The sequence below is a fragment of the Caldicellulosiruptor morganii genome, from assembly GCF_026810225.1.
GTDB classification, from domain to species: domain Bacteria; phylum Bacillota; class Thermoanaerobacteria; order Caldicellulosiruptorales; family Caldicellulosiruptoraceae; genus Caldicellulosiruptor; species Caldicellulosiruptor morganii.
In genome coordinates, this window is record NZ_CP113865.1 from 1,268,200 (window position 1) to 1,284,876 (window position 16,677).

General features: G+C 32.3%; 18 protein-coding genes and 2 pseudogenes. 18 read left to right on the forward strand and 2 right to left on the reverse strand.

The genetic code is table 11. The annotated features are described in order from the left end of the window. The first annotated feature begins 11 nt into the window (after positions 1–11). The 15 genes and pseudogenes from OTK00_RS06170 (at position 12) to OTK00_RS06235 (ending at position 11,662) form a co-directional block, all read left to right on the forward strand. Positions 12–260, forward strand: coding sequence for a DUF6364 family protein (locus tag OTK00_RS06170; protein WP_045169475.1), 249 nt, complete (start codon positions 12–14; stop codon positions 258–260). 447 nt (positions 261–707) lie between these two features. Next, entirely contained in the window at positions 708–1,235 is a 528-nt protein-coding gene (locus OTK00_RS06175; protein WP_045169476.1) for a hypothetical protein, read from the forward strand. 465 nt (positions 1,236–1,700) lie between these two features. Then, positions 1,701–3,905, forward strand: coding sequence for a peptidase domain-containing ABC transporter (locus OTK00_RS06180; protein WP_045169490.1), 2,205 nt, complete (start codon positions 1,701–1,703; stop codon positions 3,903–3,905). After that, positions 3,902–5,302 (forward strand): HlyD family efflux transporter periplasmic adaptor subunit, encoded by a 1,401-nt coding sequence (locus tag OTK00_RS06185; RefSeq protein WP_045169491.1) that lies wholly within the window; start codon positions 3,902–3,904, stop codon positions 5,300–5,302. Before OTK00_RS06180 ends, OTK00_RS06185 begins: the two co-directional genes overlap by 4 nt. A gap of 78 nt (positions 5,303–5,380) precedes the next feature. Further along, positions 5,381–5,596, forward strand: coding sequence for a class IIb bacteriocin, lactobin A/cerein 7B family (locus OTK00_RS06190; protein ID WP_045169492.1), 216 nt, complete (start codon positions 5,381–5,383; stop codon positions 5,594–5,596). 37 nt (positions 5,597–5,633) lie between these two features. After that, positions 5,634–5,822 carry a hypothetical protein gene (locus tag OTK00_RS06195; protein WP_045169493.1) on the forward strand — a complete coding sequence of 63 codons (189 nt, stop codon included), beginning with the start codon at positions 5,634–5,636 and terminating at the stop codon, positions 5,820–5,822. A 125-nt stretch (positions 5,823–5,947) separates the two neighbouring features. Beyond that, positions 5,948–6,700 (forward strand): CPBP family intramembrane glutamic endopeptidase, encoded by a 753-nt coding sequence (locus OTK00_RS06200; protein WP_045169494.1) that lies wholly within the window; start codon positions 5,948–5,950, stop codon positions 6,698–6,700. Further along, positions 6,701–7,279, forward strand: a complete 579-nt coding sequence (locus OTK00_RS06205; RefSeq protein ID WP_045169495.1) for a DUF3267 domain-containing protein — start codon at positions 6,701–6,703, stop codon at positions 7,277–7,279. It abuts the gene before it with no gap. Between the two features lie 156 nt (positions 7,280–7,435). After that, complete coding sequence (locus tag OTK00_RS06210) at positions 7,436–8,608, forward strand: ABC transporter permease (protein WP_045169496.1); 1,173 nt, start codon at positions 7,436–7,438, stop codon at positions 8,606–8,608. A 52-nt stretch (positions 8,609–8,660) separates the two neighbouring features. Continuing rightward, on the forward strand, positions 8,661–9,608 hold the full coding sequence (locus OTK00_RS06215) for an ABC transporter ATP-binding protein (protein WP_045169497.1): 948 nt from the start codon (positions 8,661–8,663) through the stop codon (positions 9,606–9,608). Positions 9,609–9,694: 86 nt separating this feature from the next. Beyond that, positions 9,695–10,150, forward strand: a complete 456-nt coding sequence (locus tag OTK00_RS06220) for a hypothetical protein (RefSeq protein WP_157841018.1) — start codon at positions 9,695–9,697, stop codon at positions 10,148–10,150. Between the two features lie 37 nt (positions 10,151–10,187). Further along, positions 10,188–10,793, forward strand: coding sequence for a hypothetical protein (locus tag OTK00_RS06225; protein WP_157841019.1), 606 nt, complete (start codon positions 10,188–10,190; stop codon positions 10,791–10,793). A 57-nt stretch (positions 10,794–10,850) separates the two neighbouring features. Then, on the forward strand, positions 10,851–11,039 hold the full coding sequence (locus OTK00_RS06230; protein ID WP_045169499.1) for a hypothetical protein: 189 nt from the start codon (positions 10,851–10,853) through the stop codon (positions 11,037–11,039). Positions 11,040–11,193: 154 nt separating this feature from the next. Continuing rightward, positions 11,194–11,277, forward strand: a pseudogene (locus OTK00_RS12100) (PIN domain-containing protein); the annotation flags it as partial. A gap of 55 nt (positions 11,278–11,332) precedes the next feature. Beyond that, entirely contained in the window at positions 11,333–11,662 is a 330-nt protein-coding gene (locus OTK00_RS06235) for a LysM peptidoglycan-binding domain-containing protein (RefSeq protein WP_045169500.1), read from the forward strand. Between the two features lie 13 nt (positions 11,663–11,675). Here the strand turns inward: OTK00_RS06235 and xerA are convergent, their stop codons facing one another. Then, a complete protein-coding gene (gene xerA / locus OTK00_RS06240) occupies positions 11,676–12,662 on the reverse strand; it encodes a site-specific tyrosine recombinase/integron integrase (protein WP_045170173.1) in 987 nt (328 codons plus the stop codon). A gap of 130 nt (positions 12,663–12,792) precedes the next feature. Further along, entirely contained in the window at positions 12,793–13,338 is a 546-nt protein-coding gene (locus tag OTK00_RS06245; RefSeq protein ID WP_045170174.1) for a pyruvate kinase alpha/beta domain-containing protein, read from the reverse strand. Between the two features lie 210 nt (positions 13,339–13,548). On the opposite strand from OTK00_RS06245, the gene OTK00_RS06250 reads away from it, so the two are divergent. The 3 genes and pseudogenes from OTK00_RS06250 (at position 13,549) to OTK00_RS06260 (ending at position 16,675) form a co-directional block, all read left to right on the forward strand. After that, the gene (locus OTK00_RS06250) at positions 13,549–14,727 is read left to right on the forward strand and encodes an ABC transporter substrate-binding protein (protein WP_045169501.1); all 1,179 of its coding nucleotides are present in this window, start codon (positions 13,549–13,551) and stop codon (positions 14,725–14,727) included. A gap of 122 nt (positions 14,728–14,849) precedes the next feature. Next, positions 14,850–15,733: pseudogene (locus OTK00_RS06255) on the forward strand (branched-chain amino acid ABC transporter permease). 6 nt (positions 15,734–15,739) lie between these two features. Next, entirely contained in the window at positions 15,740–16,675 is a 936-nt protein-coding gene (locus OTK00_RS06260; protein ID WP_045169504.1) for a branched-chain amino acid ABC transporter permease, read from the forward strand. The last annotated feature ends 2 nt before the right edge of the window (positions 16,676–16,677 follow it).

Below are 16,677 nucleotides of genomic sequence, written 5' to 3' on the forward strand. Positions count from 1 at the left end.
AGGTGAATAATATGCGTGAATATCAGAACATTACTTTATCTCTTTCCAAGGAACTTATTCAAAAGGTAAAGCATATTGCTGTTGAAAGGAATACATCCATTTCTGCGCTGCTTACAAGCTTATTGGAAGAGCTTGTAAATAGGGAAGAGTCATATCAAAAGGTTTATCTGCAGAATCTTAATCTTTTAGAAGAAGGATTTAACCTTGGAACAGGTGGAGCAATCACTTGGAGGAGAGAAGATTTATATGAAAGAAAATAACTATCAATTCCCTGGTCATTTCATTATTTATTTTTTATCTTTCTTTTCACTATTTGCAGATTTTGCTTTACTATGAGTTCAAATATATCTAATAAATTGAAGAAATTTTGAGCTATTTAAAGGAAAGTTATATTTGAGCTTTAAATTTATTTGAAAACGGGCTAAAAAAAAAGAAAAAACGGAATTGACAGAATGAAAATGTGTAAGATAGAATTTACATAAAAATTCCATGAAGAAATTTAACAGAAAAAGTAGATTAAATAAAACAAAAAAGGCAGTAAAACAAAACCATTCTTTACGCGCAAAGAGGTTGCATTTTATAAAATCTAAATAATTTCCATAAAAGAATAAGAAACTATCAAATATAAGCCTGAATATCCAAAAGCCCAGTTTAGACATATTCACATCACATATTAAGTTTAATAAAGATTAGGAATGGTGAATACAATGAAAAAAACACTTTTAATTTTGATTATAATATTGTTTATTTTTGCAGGAGTTGGGGCTTGCTACTATGTAACAAAATATGTTTTATATGATCCAGTGAAAACTTTGAAAATAATCGACCCTACAATAAAGATTTACTTTTCATCTGACGAGACAAAACCACTTGGTGATAATAGCTACAATGGCAAAAAGCCTGATTACAAAAAACATAGAATAATTGAGTATCGTGTTGTTGCAGCAAATACAGGACCGCGATATAAAAATTGTGTTTTGTTGATTCCATTAGTCCCTGAAGAATTTGAAAAGAAGTATGTTTTAAAGGGCGGCAGAGATTTAATAATTAATTTACATCCACCAATAAAAGAGAAAATATTTAAGGAACACGTATATTATTTTTATACGACTGAAGGAGATCCACAAAAAGTAAAAGAGATAATTTCAAAATATAATAAAGCAAAGATAATATGGGAAGAAGGCGGAAAGAAGTATGAAAAGATTATTGATATGAAGGTTAAGATTTTGGACTGATATAAATGATTATTGTTAAGAGGGTTGGCTGGCAATTTTGCCCCAGCCCTCTATTATTACCTTATTTATTCACTTTATTTTCCTTTGCATTTTGTGAAGAGTTTTTCAAAATTAAAACTGCAATACAAAAAGGCTTTTTCCGTTACTGTATTTATTACTGTATATGTTTATTTCTCTTATTAGACAGACTATATTTTAACTATTTGCAAATTTGACCTTGTTATAAGCTCAAGAAAATTGAAGAAATTTTAAGATATTTAAAGAAAAGTATATTCTCAGCTTAAAATTTAGCTGAAAATTAACTAAAAAAAAAAAAAAAACGGGATTGACAGAGTGAAAATGTATAAGATAAAATTTGCATAGAAATTCCAAGAAGATGTTTACAGAAAAAATAGTTCAAGTACAAAACAGCCTAAATAAGAAAATAAAGAAGCAAATATATCAAAAATCAAGTGGGATGAAGAGATGAGGAAAAGATACTATTGTGTAAAGCAGCATGATATAACAGATTGTGCAGCAGCGAGCTTAGCAACAATTTGCTTGCAATATGGAAAAGAAGTATCGATAGCCAGAATAAGGCAGATAGCAGGGACAGACAGGTTTGGCACCACAGCATATGGAGTTGTAAAGGCGGCAAAGGAGCTTGGATTTGAAGCAAAAGCAGTCAGAGCAGAAACAAAAGAGGCAATATTTGAGAAAATACCACTTCCGTGTATAGCACATGTACTGATAGATGGCAAGCTATTTCATTATGTTGTAATACATGAGATAAGAAAAGAAAGGATAGTGATAGCAGACCCGGCCAAAGGAATAGTTAAGCTAAAGCCAGAAGAGTTTTTTAAAATATGGACAGGCATTTTGATATTTCTTGTACCAAATGTGAGGTTTAAGAAAGAGAAACAAGAGGGAGTTTTGAAAAAGTTTTTTAAGTTATTAAGTCCACAGAAGGGCTTGATATTGAATATTTTTTCAGTGTCAGTTGTATATACCTTGCTTGGGATAGCGGCAGCATTTTATTACAAGTTTTTGATGGATGATGTAATACCGAATCTATTGAAAAATACACTTCACGTTATAGCAGCAGGTGCGATACTGATTACAATATTCAAGGTGATATTAGGAGCATTCAGGGTAAGGCTTTTAATACATTTAAGTCAAAGATTGGATATTAAGCTGATGCTGGGGTACTATGAACATGTGATTAAGCTTCCGATGAGTTTTTTTGGTAGCAGGAAGATAGGGGAGATAATTTCGAGGTTTATGGATGCGTCAAAGATAAGGGATGCAGTATCAGGTGCAACGCTGACGCTAATGATAGACAGCATAATGGCAGTGGTAGGCGCAATTATTTTATACCTGCAAAATTCCACGCTGTTTTTTATAGCCCTTGTGATGGTCTTGCTATATGCAGCAGTAGTGTTTGGATTTAACAGGGCATTGAGGGAAGCGAACAGGCAGGAGATGGAAGACAATGCAATTTTGACGTCATATTTGGTAGAGTCACTAAATGGGATAGAGGTAGTAAAGGCATTTAATATAGAAGAGGATGTAAATTTTAAGACAGAGAGCAAGTTTGTAAAGCTTTTGAAAGATGTTTTCAAGGTAGCGAATTTAAACAATTTGCAAAGTAATATAAGCAGCGCAATAGCAGCGGTAGGAGTTATGGTAATACTATGGGTAGGAGCAGACAAGGTAATAAATGGGCAGATGAGCATAGGAGAGTTGTTTACGTTCAATGCACTGCTTGCATACTTTGTAGACCCGATAAAAAATCTGATAGGATTGCAGCCGATGTTGCAGACGGCGATAGTTGCAGCCGAAAGGCTTAGTGAGATTTTGGAACTCGAGAGTGAGTTTCAAGAGGACGAAGACAAGAAATTATCACCCAGTTTGAAGGGTGATATAGAGATAGAGGGTTTGAACTTCAGATACGGTACAAGACAGCTTGTGCTGAGGGATATAAATCTTAAGATAAGAAGAGGAGAGAAGGTAGCGATAGTAGGTGAGAGTGGTTCAGGTAAGACCACGTTAGCAAAATTGCTTTTAGGATTTTATGATTATGAAAGCGGAGAGATAAGAATAAATGGCTATAACTTAAAGGATATAAACAAGAAGTATTTGAGGGAGAAGATAGCATATATATCACAAGACATCTTTTTGTTCAGTGGGACGATATTTGAGAATCTGGTGCTTGGCAACAGGGATTTAAAAATGGAAGAAGTAATTGAAGTGAGCAAATTAACAACGCTGGACGAGTTTGTAGCAAAACTTCCTTTGAGATACAATACCATGATAGAAGAGAATGGAGCTAATTTGTCAGGCGGGCAGAAACAGCTGATAGCGATAACCAGGGCACTTTTAAAAAATCCTGAGATAATAATAATGGATGAAGCGACCAGTAACCTTGACTCTGTAACCGAGCAGGCGATAGGAAAGGTTATAGAGAAGGTATGTGAGGGGTTAACCACTATAATAATAGCGCACAGGCTATCCACTATTTTGAAATGCGACAGGGTTGTGGTAATGCATGAAGGCAGGATAGTAGAGGTAGGAACGCATGATGAGCTGATGAGAAAGAAAGGATATTATTATAACCTGTGGAGAGAGCAGCTGATGGGACTTGAGCAAAAAGGGCTATGGGATTTGGTTGGGAGTGCAGCAAAGTCATGAGAGAGGTAATATATGATTTTGGTGAACTTAAGGAAAGTAAGCTCTTGTATGAATCAGAGATTCCAAAGTATGGACTTTATATTACATACATTTTGCTTGCCTTAATAATAGGGCTTGTTTTGTGGAGTATTGCAGGAGAAATTGATATAAATGTAAAGGTACAGGGGATAATAAGACCCTGGGAAGATGAAGCAAGGATCATAAGTTATGTTGGTGGGAAGATAAAAGAGGTTTTTGTAAAAGAAGGTGAGTATGTAAAGAAAGGTGAGATTTTATTCAAAATTGATGATTGGGAGTATGTAAAAAAGAAGAATTTTTTGAAACAGCAACTTAACGAATATGAGAAAAAGATTAAAGATTTAAAAGAATTGAGAAATTGTATAGAAAAAGGAGAGAGTCTCAGAAACAAAGATAACGCATACCATTTGAGATATCTGAGTTATATTTATGAGGTAAACAAATTAAGAAAAGCAGCAGAAGAAGAAAAAGTGCAAAGAGAATACAGTTTAAAAGAGTTTAAAAGCCAAATAGAAAGTTTAGATGAAAAAATTAAAAGTATTAATAATTTCGAAAGTGCGTTGAAAAAGATAAAGGGAGTTATCAGCAAAGGGGAGCAAGTTGAGATAGAAAAATACAACATAGAGTATTTAGGATTTATATTGAGTGAGATAGAAGCTTACAATCAACAGGTGAAGACAAAATCGGATGGCGGTAATATACAGAGTAAGATTTTAATATCGAAAATAGATTCAAAGCTTGATGAGCTGAGGCAGTCAAAAAGTGAGTTGATTTTGCAAAAACAGAAAATAGAAGGGCAGCTTGATGTGCTAAATATTTCAGGTGATGATATAAAAGTAGAAATTGATAAATATAAGCTTGATATGCTGATGCAAATTGATAATGAAATTAGTAATTTAAGTAATGAAATGAAAAACCTAAAAATCAACCTGGATGAAACTGAAAAGTTGATGGAAAACTGTTTAGTAAAAGCAGAAAAAGATGGTTATGTGGAATTTAGCAACCAATTGGGCAGAGGATCGGTGGTAAACAGTGGAGAAGAGATTGGCAGAATAATTGGCAGTCAAGCAAAAGGATTTAAGGTTATCGGGTACATAGCAAACACAAAAGGTAGCAGTGTAGAAATAGGTGAAAAGGCAAAAGTAAAGATAGCAGGAAAAGATGGCTTAAAAGTATTGGAAGGAAAGGTTGCGAGGGTATCGAGAGATATAAAAATAGCAAACCAGAGTGGGCAGGGGTTTTATGAGGTTGAGGTAGAAATAAAGGATGTTTCCAAGGACATTAGGCTAAGTGCAGGACAGGCGTGCGAAATAAGCATAGTGATTGAACAGAAACAGTTGATTAAGTGGGTATTAGAGAAGATGGGATTGAGGTTATGATGTGAGGCAACAACCCTTCTATCAGCCGGCTGTGGGGGTTGGGATAAATAAAAAAACAAAAAAGGGGGAAACTCAGAAATGGTAAATGAATGTCTTCTTAAAAAAGGGTACTTTGTTGAATTAGATAATAACGAAATGGAATGTGTCAATGGTGGTTGGCTTAACGTAGCTGTTAGAGTCGTCACTAAAGTCACTACAGTTATTACATTAATCGAAGGAATTTATGAAAATGCAAAAAAACTTTATGATTTTGGAAGAGGGTTTGTAGATGGTTTTCGAGATGCAATGCGTTAATTTGATTTTTATCTTGAAATGAGGGAGGGATAAAGTTATGAATAAATTTATACAAATAAACGAGAATGAATTGTTGAAAATCAATGGTGGAGCCAAAGAGGATTATGACTTTGGGTATGGTGTAGGATATGGTTTGGGCAAAGCTTTCAAAACAATAATCAAAATAATAGAAAGCATTAGACTTCCAACTGGAATTCCAGTCACAGATTTACACTATCGTGCATAAAGCAATTAGGCTGATATTAATTTTAAAAAGAGTATTTGCTAAAGCAATTGTATCCAATTTCTTGGATAGAAAGGGTACAATTGCTTTAGCGTTTATAACACATTTTAAGAAATGAGGGTTTATAAATGGAACAAGCTATAGGAAAGAAGATGAGTACTTTAAAGTATGTTAGTCTTTTATTTATTTCAAGTTTCATATTTACAGTGGTATTTCACGCAGTAACCTGTAAAATGAAATTAGAATTAGTATATCACGTTTTATTGTTTCAAATATCCATTTATACATTTACCTTTTTGCTTTTTGCTATTTTTTGTCATGATGAAATAACAAATTTAGTTAAAAACTCATATATGTTAATCAAGAATAAATTAAGCATAAGGAATATGATATTATTTCTTTTATTTGGTTCATTCTCAGCAATTATACTTCAAAGCATTGTCTATTTATTTAATATGTATTTGCTTCATATACGCAATGTGAATAATGATGTGAATAATATAGATAGTTTTGATAAAGTAATAAAAAATTTAATCGAATCAAATAATGTGCACAGCATAGTAATCCTATTAACAATGGTATTTTTTTCAGGTATAATTACACCTATTATAGAAGAAATTATATTTAGAGGCTTAATACTTCAAAGTTTAATACAAAAGATGGATATTAGAATTGCTATTTTAATTGGAGCACTAATTTTCGGTTTATGGCATATAGATTTATATACCGCTTTAAATGCATTTTTGTTTGGAATTATCTTATCAATTTTTTATGTTCGTTATAATTCAATATTTGTGCCTATAGCAATGCATATGGGGGCTAATATTTTTGTTCAAATTAATATAATCTTGTCATTTATTATAAAAGGAAGGTTATATTGAATGAAGTTTAGAATAGGTAAACCGCCTATAAATGAGAATGTTAATGTAACAGAGTGGATACCTGTAAAAGAGCCAAAAAATATATGGGTGACACAAATTCTTTCTATGCCAATAGGATTAATTACTGCGGGATTGATATTTTTTATCTCGTATTATTTTAAAGGTATAAAATTACCTAAACCTATCTTAATATACCCTTTTGCAATTTTTTTAGTAATACTTCTTCATGAGTTGATACATGCTATGTGTTTTCCAGGTTCAATATTTTCAGAGAACACAGTAATTGGTTATTGGCCTGAAGCAGGTGTTTATTACGTACATAGTAATGAAGCATTAAAAAGAAATAGATATTTATTAGTTTATGTAGCTCCGTTTTTCATTCTTTCAGTTATTCCCACTATAATTATGTTGTTTTTAAACTTTATTAGAAATGATTTGATATTACTAATTGCGCTTTTGAATGCTATAGGTTCATGTGTGGATATATTTTTTACTATTTTAGTATTATTACAAGTGCCTAAAGAGGCGATTTTAGTTAACAGTGAAGAAAAAACTTATTGGAAGCCAATAAATTGTTAAAGTATTTAGATAATTAGGTGAAAAAAATTTTATTTAAGTTTATTCCCGTAATATAACAGTAATTGTAGAAATATGAAAAATATAGATGCCAATTTATAGAAGCTTTTATTTTTATATATAAGAATAAAGAAAATATGCACAAAGGAGGCTACTGAATTGTTACTCTATGCAGAAATTCAAAAAATTTTAAAAAGTAAAAAATTTTTGACTGCTTTAGTTATAACTATTGTGCTAAATCTTCTTTTTTGCTTGTTGCTGTATAATATGACTAATCAGAATATTGGATCTACAAAAGAATATATTGCAGATACAGAAAAGCGGATAAAAGAATTGCAGCAGAAATTAAGCAAAGAAAAAGACGAAAAAAATAAAAAATTGTATCAGGAACAAATTAATGACCTAAGTAGAATTGTTCAAGAAGAAAAGTTAAAAATACAATATATTTCAAACCCAAAAAAAGAAGTAGAAGAGAGAGCTCAATATTACAGAATAATGTATGAAAATTCTAAGAAAACAGGTGACCTTAGAGAACTTGAATTTAACAAGGTGAATTATCAAATTTTAAGTAAAAATATAAGTAAAGGTAAATATTACATTTACGGTCGTAAGTTTGACGGATGGTATTATTTACTTAGTCAATCATATGCAATTGCATTTTTAATGATAATTATTTTAGCTTTACTTATTGGAAGTAATATTGTTTCAGATGAATATAAAGAAGGGACAGTTAAGATTTTAAAAACTTTGCCTGTGAAAAGAAGCAAAATTATTTTAAACAAATATATAGCCACTGTATTGACTGTATTTGCATTGTTTATTGGTATGCAATTAGTATTTTTCACAGTTTTAAACCTTAAAGCAGGTACTTTTAAATACTTTGACGTATATTATGATTGGATTTCCAAATACAAGATGATAGGTTTTGAAATATATCCTGTACTGGATGATGTAAAATTATTAAATTTGCTTGAATGTAGTTTTCTACAGTTACTAACCGAAATTATTCTTATAATAGCTGTAGTGGGAGCTGTTATATTTTTCTCGACCATATTTGAAAATGGAATGTTTGCAAGCATTAGCTTTTTTGCCATAATAGTAGCTATTAGTATTTTCCGTCAGAGGTTACTTGTTATAAAAAAACCTTTACTGAAGTTGTTAACCTTAATATTTCCTTGGAATTTAGCAGAAGTATATACCAACTCACTACAACAGCGCATACAGTGGCTTTGGGCTTCATTTTATGTTGTAATAGGCTTAAATTTACTGTTGACAGTCATTTTTGTACTGGCTGCAATAAAAATATTTGAAAATAGAGAAAAATTGTCATAAAAAATGAATAAAAAAATAAAACCTGGGACTTGACTGAAGGAGGTAAATTGGTTTGAATAAAAATCAAGAAGAAAAAGCAATAGAACTAATTGAGGTGGACAAGAAAATTAGAAACTTTCAAATTTTGAATAATATAAATATTTCAATAAAAAAAGGAGAAATTGTTGGTCTTGTTGGACCAAACGGCGCTGGCAAAAGCACATTAATGAAAATACTGGCAGGTTTGTGGGCACCAAAACCAAAAGGGGAATGTTATATTTTGGGATGTGATGTAACTAAGGAAAAGGAAAGAATTGAGGTATTAAGAAGAGCATCATTTTTTATTGAAACACCAGCACTGTACAGTAAACTCAGCGGTTATGATAATATAGAATTATACTCTAAACTAAAATATGGGAGTACCTTTAACGTTAAAGATGAGATTAACAGGTTAGCACCATTTTTTGAATTGGAAAATAATATGTTAAAAAGAAAGGCAAAAGCTTATTCGCTGGGAACAAAACAAAAGGTTGGTTTGCTTCAAATGTTCATTGGCAACCCTGAAGTGTTGATATTGGACGAACCTTTTAATGGATTGGATCCAACTGTTACAATTAAAGTTAAAGAGCTTTTGAAAACGCGATGGAGAGAAAATAACATAACTGTTTTAATCTCATCACATATATTGAGTGATATAGAAGAATTGTGTTCAAGAATTATTTTTATAAAAAATGGTTCTATAATATTGGATAAAAATAAGGAAGAACTGTTAAAAAGCAATACAGTGGTAATTTTTCATTTTACCGAAAAGGAGCATGTTGATTTAGCGTGTAGGTTAATAAAGGAAAAATTACCGCATGTATCTGTGGAAACTCAGTTTAATAACTCGATAAAAATTCATAATATCAGTTCTTATGAAGATATTTTTAATTTATTACAGAATGAGGGTATAAAAGTTAGAGATATAGAAGAACAAAGGATGAGTTTAGTAGATTTTTACAAACAACTTTATTTACAATAATCAAAGATTATAACTATTTATTGCAAGTAAAAAATGATAAAATAAAAATAAGTAGCGTGTTATAATGGGAGGTTTAAAATTATTTGATGAACAATAAAGAGGGATTTTTTGTAAAAGTATTTAATATTCAAAACAAAAGATTTCCAATATTTAAACTTGCTGGTAAATGTGGTGTAATTGTGGTAACATCAAGTGGCAATTCGTTATGCGAGACCGTACATTACTTGAAGAGGATAATGCAAGGGTGGGGAATAGTCTGTATACATACTTTAGCGATTCCGGTGACTAACTACGTGGATATAGAGAATACTGAAACAAATGCAGAGATAATGAAGTGTGCAGAGTATATCAGAAATTTCCTTTACGGATCCGAGAAACCAAAAAGTAATTATTATTTGGAGCAGTACTACCAAACATTAAAAAAGATGTATTTGCCGATCAGGGGTTCGGAGCATTATGAAGTAAAGTATTGGAATGATAATGGTTTTTTTGAATTCAATAGTTTCCAGGAATTGTTGGAAAGTCGATACATGGAAAAATGATATAAAGGAATACTCGAAAATAAGGAGGGATTTTATGTTGACTGATATAGTATGGATATTATGTGGTACTTTAATAGGATTTTTTATAGCATGGACAATATATATTGTTCATGAATTAGGACATGCTTTAGCAGGATGGATAGTTAGAGCGAAGATAAGAGCAGTAGCAGCCATACCTTTTTTGTATAAAGATAATAAACTATCAATTGTAAATATAAAACCATTCAAAAAAACATTATTAGGTAATTTAGGTCTTATGGGTTGGGTAGATCTTAGATTTCCTATACCTGATAATGATAACAAAAAAGAAATATTTTTGGCCAAGCTTAAAATAATCTTTATTATTATATGCGGCCCTTTATTTCAGATAATTTATTCGCTAATAATTGTGAAGTTATGTTTGGGTTATTTTGTTCAAGATGGAATGTATACAGGGTCAGAGAAGGTTATATTAATTATATTGATTATGGTTATTGGTGAAAATATTTTAATATTTATTGCAAATGGTTATATAGAACTTTTTTTAGCTCCGTTCATGTTTTTGAAAGAAAAAAGACATGACATTATTATAAAAGCTATGGAACAAATTTTTTCAAGATTAGAGAAATATACCAATGTAGCTATTTCTAAGCATAGGAAATGAAAGGTTAAAAATTACTGTTAAAGAAATATTTAAAGAAAGATAAGGGAGGAATCAAATGTGTCAAATATCGAGGAAAAAAGCTATGTTGGAAAGTCGTTTGAAGAGCTTGACAAAGAAGAAATGGAAGATGTAATAGTTAATGAGCTGAAAATTAAAGAGTCAAAATTGGTCTGCGCGTTGATAAGTGGAGGAATCTCTGCGCTTGTTTCTATAGTTGTCACAAATATAACAAAAAAACTTATGTAATGCCAATCTAATTTTATAGGCAGAGTTTAAACAAAAAGATACAAGTTATTATCCAGATTTTAGGGTGTGCAGATTGTTTTGTATATTTTATGAAACTATCTTTTACTTGGCAAGAAGATTAAACCAAAATTCTTTTCTTTTTTATTAAATTTAATGGAGTGAAGATTTAAATTCTGGCCAGTATTTTGGGAATATAAAAGTAGTAAATCCTTTTTTGTCTTCACCTCTTGACATCTAAACATTTGTTTGATATCCTTTATATAGAACATTTTATCGGAGAGAATGAATATTTTATGAGAACAAAAGTTGTTATAAGAAATAAGTTTCGTTTTGGCATTGCATTGCTTCTTTTAATGATATTTATTGTAACGGCTTTGATGATTTCGATTGGAGAAGGGAAGGGCATTGATAAAGGAAAGGATATAAACTGGATATTTGTAAAGGTGAAAGAAGGAGATTCGTTGTGGACAATTTCAAAAAATTTTGTTGATGAAAGCGTAGACATTCGCGATTACATCTCTTTCATACGCAAAGTAAATAGATTGGAAAATGCAGTATTATATCCCGGGCAGGTATTGAAATTTGTGGATGTGAAGACATACAAACTTTTGTGCAGTAAATAAAAAAACCCCCTTGTCAGGAGCTTTTAGCATCCTGATTTTCTCCTGAGAGGGGGTTTTTTTCAAAGGCTTTTTTGATGTCTTCATCATTTACATGGGTATAAATCTCTGTTGTGGAGATACTTTGATGACCCAAAATAGTCTGAAGAGACCTTATATCAACTTTGCCATGCCTGTACATAAGTGTTGCTGCCGTGTGACGAAGCTTGTGGGCAGAGATCTTTTTCTGATTTATACCTGCCATCTTCACATACTTTTCAACAATGTATTGAACAGTTCTTCTGCTAATTCTTTTCTTTCTCTCACTCAAGAAAAGAGCGTCTTTGTCCTTTACACCTTCTGTGGGGCGAACTTTTAAATAATTTTCGATGGCTTCTTTACATGCTTTATTTAAATATATTATTCTTTCTTTATTTCCTTTACCAACAATTCTCAGCATATCATCTTTTATATCTGAAAGATTTATATTTACAAGCTCTGAGAGTCTGAGTCCGCAGTTCAGGAAAAGAGTAATTATTGCAAAGTCCCTTTCTTTATTTTCGCCATCAATTGCAGAAAGTAGCTTTTTGCTTTCCTCAAGTGTAAGATACCTTGGATTTCTTTTTCCAAGTTTTGGTGACTCCAAATCTTTTGCAGGATTATCGGGGATTAATTTAGCTTTGCCATAGAGGTATTTGAAAAAGCTTCGTATTGAAGCAACTTTTCGGGCTCTTGCATAGGGACCGTTGTTAAAGCGTGTTGCAAGGAAAGAAAAATATTCATAAAGATTGCTGAGAGTTAATGTTTTGAGTTTTTCAATTTCAAAGCTGCTCACATCGATATTATCAAGATCCTCAATCTTTTCAATCTGGCTTAAAATATTCAAATCCTTTGCTTTTAAATATCTTAAAAAAGTTCTAAGGTCATAGTAATATTCTTTAATTGTATTTGGCGATTTATTCTTGATTGTAATCATGTAATTCAAAAAATCGACCACAAAAGGTGGAACATCAGAAAAATTCATTTTCTCATTCCCTTCATTGCACAAAATTTTTATTTTGTGCAATTATATTTTCTAAAAATTATTATACTCTTCCTTACTTTATCTTGTCAATCTATTTCTCTTTTAATGACTGAAGACACTAAGTTACTCCTTAAAATTCATAGGGTTTGCAAATTATCTCTTTAATCTTTGTCTCAAATATAGAAGCTGCATGTGAAGGTCTTATAATAACTGCAGTGTCTGCACCTTCAGATGTTCCACCAATTGCAATGACATCTTCACCATATGGTATAAGCCCTGCATCCAAAGCCATTACTGATATCTCAACAGCCACCTTTACCCCTTGCCCAAGCATTCTCAGTGAATGCGCTATTATCTCAACTGGATATACTCCTCCAAACTTTCGTGATATTCCTCTTTCAGCACCAGATAAAACATGCGTCCCTGTATAAACCTTAAATCCTTTCGCTTTCAGTTCTTCAATTGTCTTTTCATCTATCTCCATCTTTCCAGGTTCTGCAAAACCATTGACATGAGTTACCACAATCACATTCTTTCCACAATTTTCTAAGAGTTTTGCAGTTTTCCCCGAACAGGATGCAACAACAATATGGTTTATTCCTCTCTCATGCGCAGTTTTTACAGCAAGCTCAATTGTTTTCTGAGTATTTTGTGGTCCGGCAGATGAAAAGTAGATCGACAAGGCTACAATTCCCTCCCTTTTTAAGCTTTTATATTTCTTAGCATTTAATAATTTTATCATAAAACCATTAGTCAGTAACTATTTTTCTTAAAACCCTGCAAAACGTACAATAAAAATACAATGTGAATACTTGTATTCAACAGAAAAATGTTTTATGCTATAATTTATAAAAACAAAATTTACACAAAGGAGTGTGGAATTTTTATGGTAAAAAGGTTAATTGCAGTGCTAACTTTCTCTGTATTTATACTGTCCATCTTCACAATGTCTTTTGCTGCGTCAAGTTCAAAGACAATTAAGATAGGTGTAGATTTAGAACTTTCTCAGGCAGTTGCCCAGTATGGTCAAAAAGAGCTTGAAGGTTTAAAGCTTGCAATTGATGAGATAAATCAAAAAGGTGGAATTGGTGGCAAAAAGATTGATCTTGTTATTGTTGACAACAAGTCAGACAAGACAGAAGCACTAAACGTTGCAACAAAGCTTGCTGTAAGAGAAAAGGTTCTTGCAATTTTGGGACCTGCTACATCAGGTGCAACAAAGTCAGCAGCATCTGCAGCAATGAAGTATAAAGTTCCCATTATCTCCCCTTCTGCAACAGATGATGCTGTTACAGTTGATGAAAGGACTGGAAAGACAAAAGCCTATGTTTTTAGAACCTGCTTTAACGATTCATTTCAGGGTAATGTGATGGCAAACTTTGCCCTAAAAACATTGAAAGCTAAAAATGCTGCTGTTGTATATGAGGCTTCATCTGACTATAGCAAAGGACTTTATAAGAACTTTAAGTCTACATTTACAAAAGGTGGCGGTAAAATAATAGCAGAAGAAGCATTTAGCAAAGGTGAACAGGATTTTAGCAGTATCCTTACAAAGATAAGAGACAAGAAACCTGATGTAATATTTGCACCTGTTTACTATGATGAAGCTGGACTTATCATAAAACAAGCCCGTGAGCTTGGTATGAACATGCCAATACTGGGTGGAGATGGTTTTGATGATCCAAAGGTTGTTGAAAAGGCTGGTAAAAAATTTGCTAACAATGTATTCTTCTCTGCCCACTACTCATCCCAGGATACAGATGTGAAAGTTCAGGAATTTATAAAGAAATTCAAAGCAAAATACAAAACAGAACCAAATGCTTTTGCTGCACTTGGGTATGATCTGGGATACTTTATCGCAGATGCACTCAAGAGAGCTAATTTGAAGTTTGACAGCATTGAAAAAGATAGAGATAGATTGAGATCAGCTTTGGAAAATACCAGGAACTTTGTTGGTGTAACGGGAATTGTAAACATCAACAAATATCACAATGCAGAAAAATCTGCTGTAATAATTGAATTGAAAGATGGTATCCAGAAATTCAAACAAAAGTTAAACCCATAATATTGAGAACAATAATCTTTAGACTACCTGCTTTTTAGAAATATGGAAGGGGCAAATTTTCGCCCCTTCCGTCATGTTTATTATTTATTTTATTGTCAATCCAATAAAGAGGTGATATAAAGTTGACAACTCTCCTTCAGCAATTAATAAATGGTATTACACTTGGGAGTGTCTACGCACTGATCGCTCTTGGATATACAATGGTATATGGAATAATTAAACTTATAAACTTTGCTCATGGCGATGTTTTTATGGTAGGGGCTTACATTGCTTTTTTATGTGTTACATATTTAAAATTAGGACTTTTACCATCTCTTATAATCTCGATGATTTTCTGTGCCTTTTTGGGAGTGCTAATTGAAAAATTTGCTTATAAGCCTTTACGAAACTCTCCAAGGATCTCTGCACTGATTACTGCAATTGGCGTATCGCTCTTTTTGGAAAATCTGATGCAACTTTTAATGGGAGCTGATTCAAGAGTTTTCCAAGACTTGTTAATGAGAAAAATTATCATATTATTCATGATAAAATAGTTATTAATAGCAAACAAATATATCTTCTGGTTATTACCATACTGCTTATGTTTTTACTTAATTTTATTGTTAAAAATACAAAGATAGGTAAAGCAATGAGGGCTGTATCACAGGATATGGATGCTGCAAAGCTGATGGGTATAAACGTCGATACAACAATTTCATATACCTTTGCAATAGGTTCTGCTCTGGCTGCGGCCGGTGGCGTGCTGGTTGGTCTTTATTATAACACCATAAATCCTCTTATGGGGGTTCTGCCCGGTCTTAAAGCTTTCATTGCGGCAGTTTTTGGTGGGATAGGTATAATTCCGGGAGCTATGCTTGGTGGCTTTTCACTTGGTGTTATTGAAACGCTTGTAAGTGGATATGGTAGCTCTATGTACAAGGATGCTGTTGCCTTTGCTCTTTTGATTTTAATTTTGATTTTAAAACCATCCGGACTTCTTGGTAAAAATATAAAAGAGAAGGTGTAGAAAAGGATGAGAAAGAGGCTTTTTATGTACAGTGTGTTTGTTTTAGCTATTTATACAATTATAACAGTATTAATAAAAACTGGCTTGATTGATGATTATATAAAACTTAACTTGTTTTTGATAATGCTCAATATAATTCTTGCTGTAAGCTTAAATTTGATAAATGGTATAACCGGTCAGTTTTCACTTGGTCATGCAGGTTTTATGGCAATTGGTGCATACACAACAGCAGTATTGACAACACTTGAAAGACCTCTTCCCTTTTATCTAACAGTTTTGATTGGCGGACTTTTGGCAATGCTTTTTGGTCTTTTAATTGGTCTTCCTGTTTTAAGACTGAAAGGTGACTATCTGGCAATAGCAACCCTGGGCTTTGGTGAAATCATAAGAGTTATTATCCAGAATATTGACTATTTAGGTGGGGCAAGTGGTATCAGCGATATACCACAGGGAATTGATTGGACAGGATATTTTGTCATAACAGTAATTACTGTTGTTGTAATTTTAAATATAATAAACTCTTCATTTGGAAGAGCTATGATTGCTATAAGAGAGGATGAGATTGCAGCAGAAGCTATGGGAATAAACACAACCCTTTACAAGGTTTTGGCTTTCATGATAGGTGCATTTTTTGCAGGCGTTGCTGGCTCTGTTTATTCTGGCTCATTTGGTTTTATTCAGCCGGATATGTTCAACTTTTTCAAATCTATAGATATATTAGTTATTGTTGTGCTTGGTGGTCTTGGCAGTATTTCAGGTTCAATAATATCTGCTATTGTGCTTACTGTAATTTCAGCGCTGTTGCAGAATTATCCTGAGGTCAGAATGATTTTATATTCGCTTATTCTAATTGTTATTATGCTATTTAGACCTCAGGGATTAATGGGCAAGAAGGAAATAAAACTTTCCAAACTTATTCCAATGTTTGGTGGTGAGAAGTAAAT

Bases quoted from the DNA above. Each gene is read 5' to 3' on its own strand.
- OTK00_RS06170 (WP_045169475.1), top strand. From the start codon at position 12: ATGCGTGAATATCAGAACATTACTTTATCTCTTTCCAAGGAACTTATT.
- OTK00_RS06250 (WP_045169501.1), top strand. From the start codon at position 13,549: ATGGTAAAAAGGTTAATTGCAGTGCTAACTTTCTCTGTATTTATACTG.
- OTK00_RS06260 (WP_045169504.1), top strand. From the start codon at position 15,740: ATGAGAAAGAGGCTTTTTATGTACAGTGTGTTTGTTTTAGCTATTTAT.
- OTK00_RS06195 (WP_045169493.1), top strand. From the start codon at position 5,634: ATGAATAAATTTATACAAATAAACGAGAATGAATTGTTGAAAATCAAT.
- OTK00_RS06175 (WP_045169476.1), top strand. From the start codon at position 708: ATGAAAAAAACACTTTTAATTTTGATTATAATATTGTTTATTTTTGCA.
- OTK00_RS06190 (WP_045169492.1), top strand. From the start codon at position 5,381: ATGGTAAATGAATGTCTTCTTAAAAAAGGGTACTTTGTTGAATTAGAT.
- OTK00_RS06200 (WP_045169494.1), top strand. From the start codon at position 5,948: ATGGAACAAGCTATAGGAAAGAAGATGAGTACTTTAAAGTATGTTAGT.
- xerA (WP_045170173.1), bottom strand. From the start codon at position 12,662: ATGAATTTTTCTGATGTTCCACCTTTTGTGGTCGATTTTTTGAATTAC.
- OTK00_RS06205 (WP_045169495.1), top strand. From the start codon at position 6,701: ATGAAGTTTAGAATAGGTAAACCGCCTATAAATGAGAATGTTAATGTA.
- OTK00_RS06180 (WP_045169490.1), top strand. From the start codon at position 1,701: ATGAGGAAAAGATACTATTGTGTAAAGCAGCATGATATAACAGATTGT.
- OTK00_RS06235 (WP_045169500.1), top strand. From the start codon at position 11,333: ATGAGAACAAAAGTTGTTATAAGAAATAAGTTTCGTTTTGGCATTGCA.
- OTK00_RS06185 (WP_045169491.1), top strand. From the start codon at position 3,902: ATGAGAGAGGTAATATATGATTTTGGTGAACTTAAGGAAAGTAAGCTC.
- OTK00_RS06220 (WP_157841018.1), top strand. From the start codon at position 9,695: ATGAACAATAAAGAGGGATTTTTTGTAAAAGTATTTAATATTCAAAAC.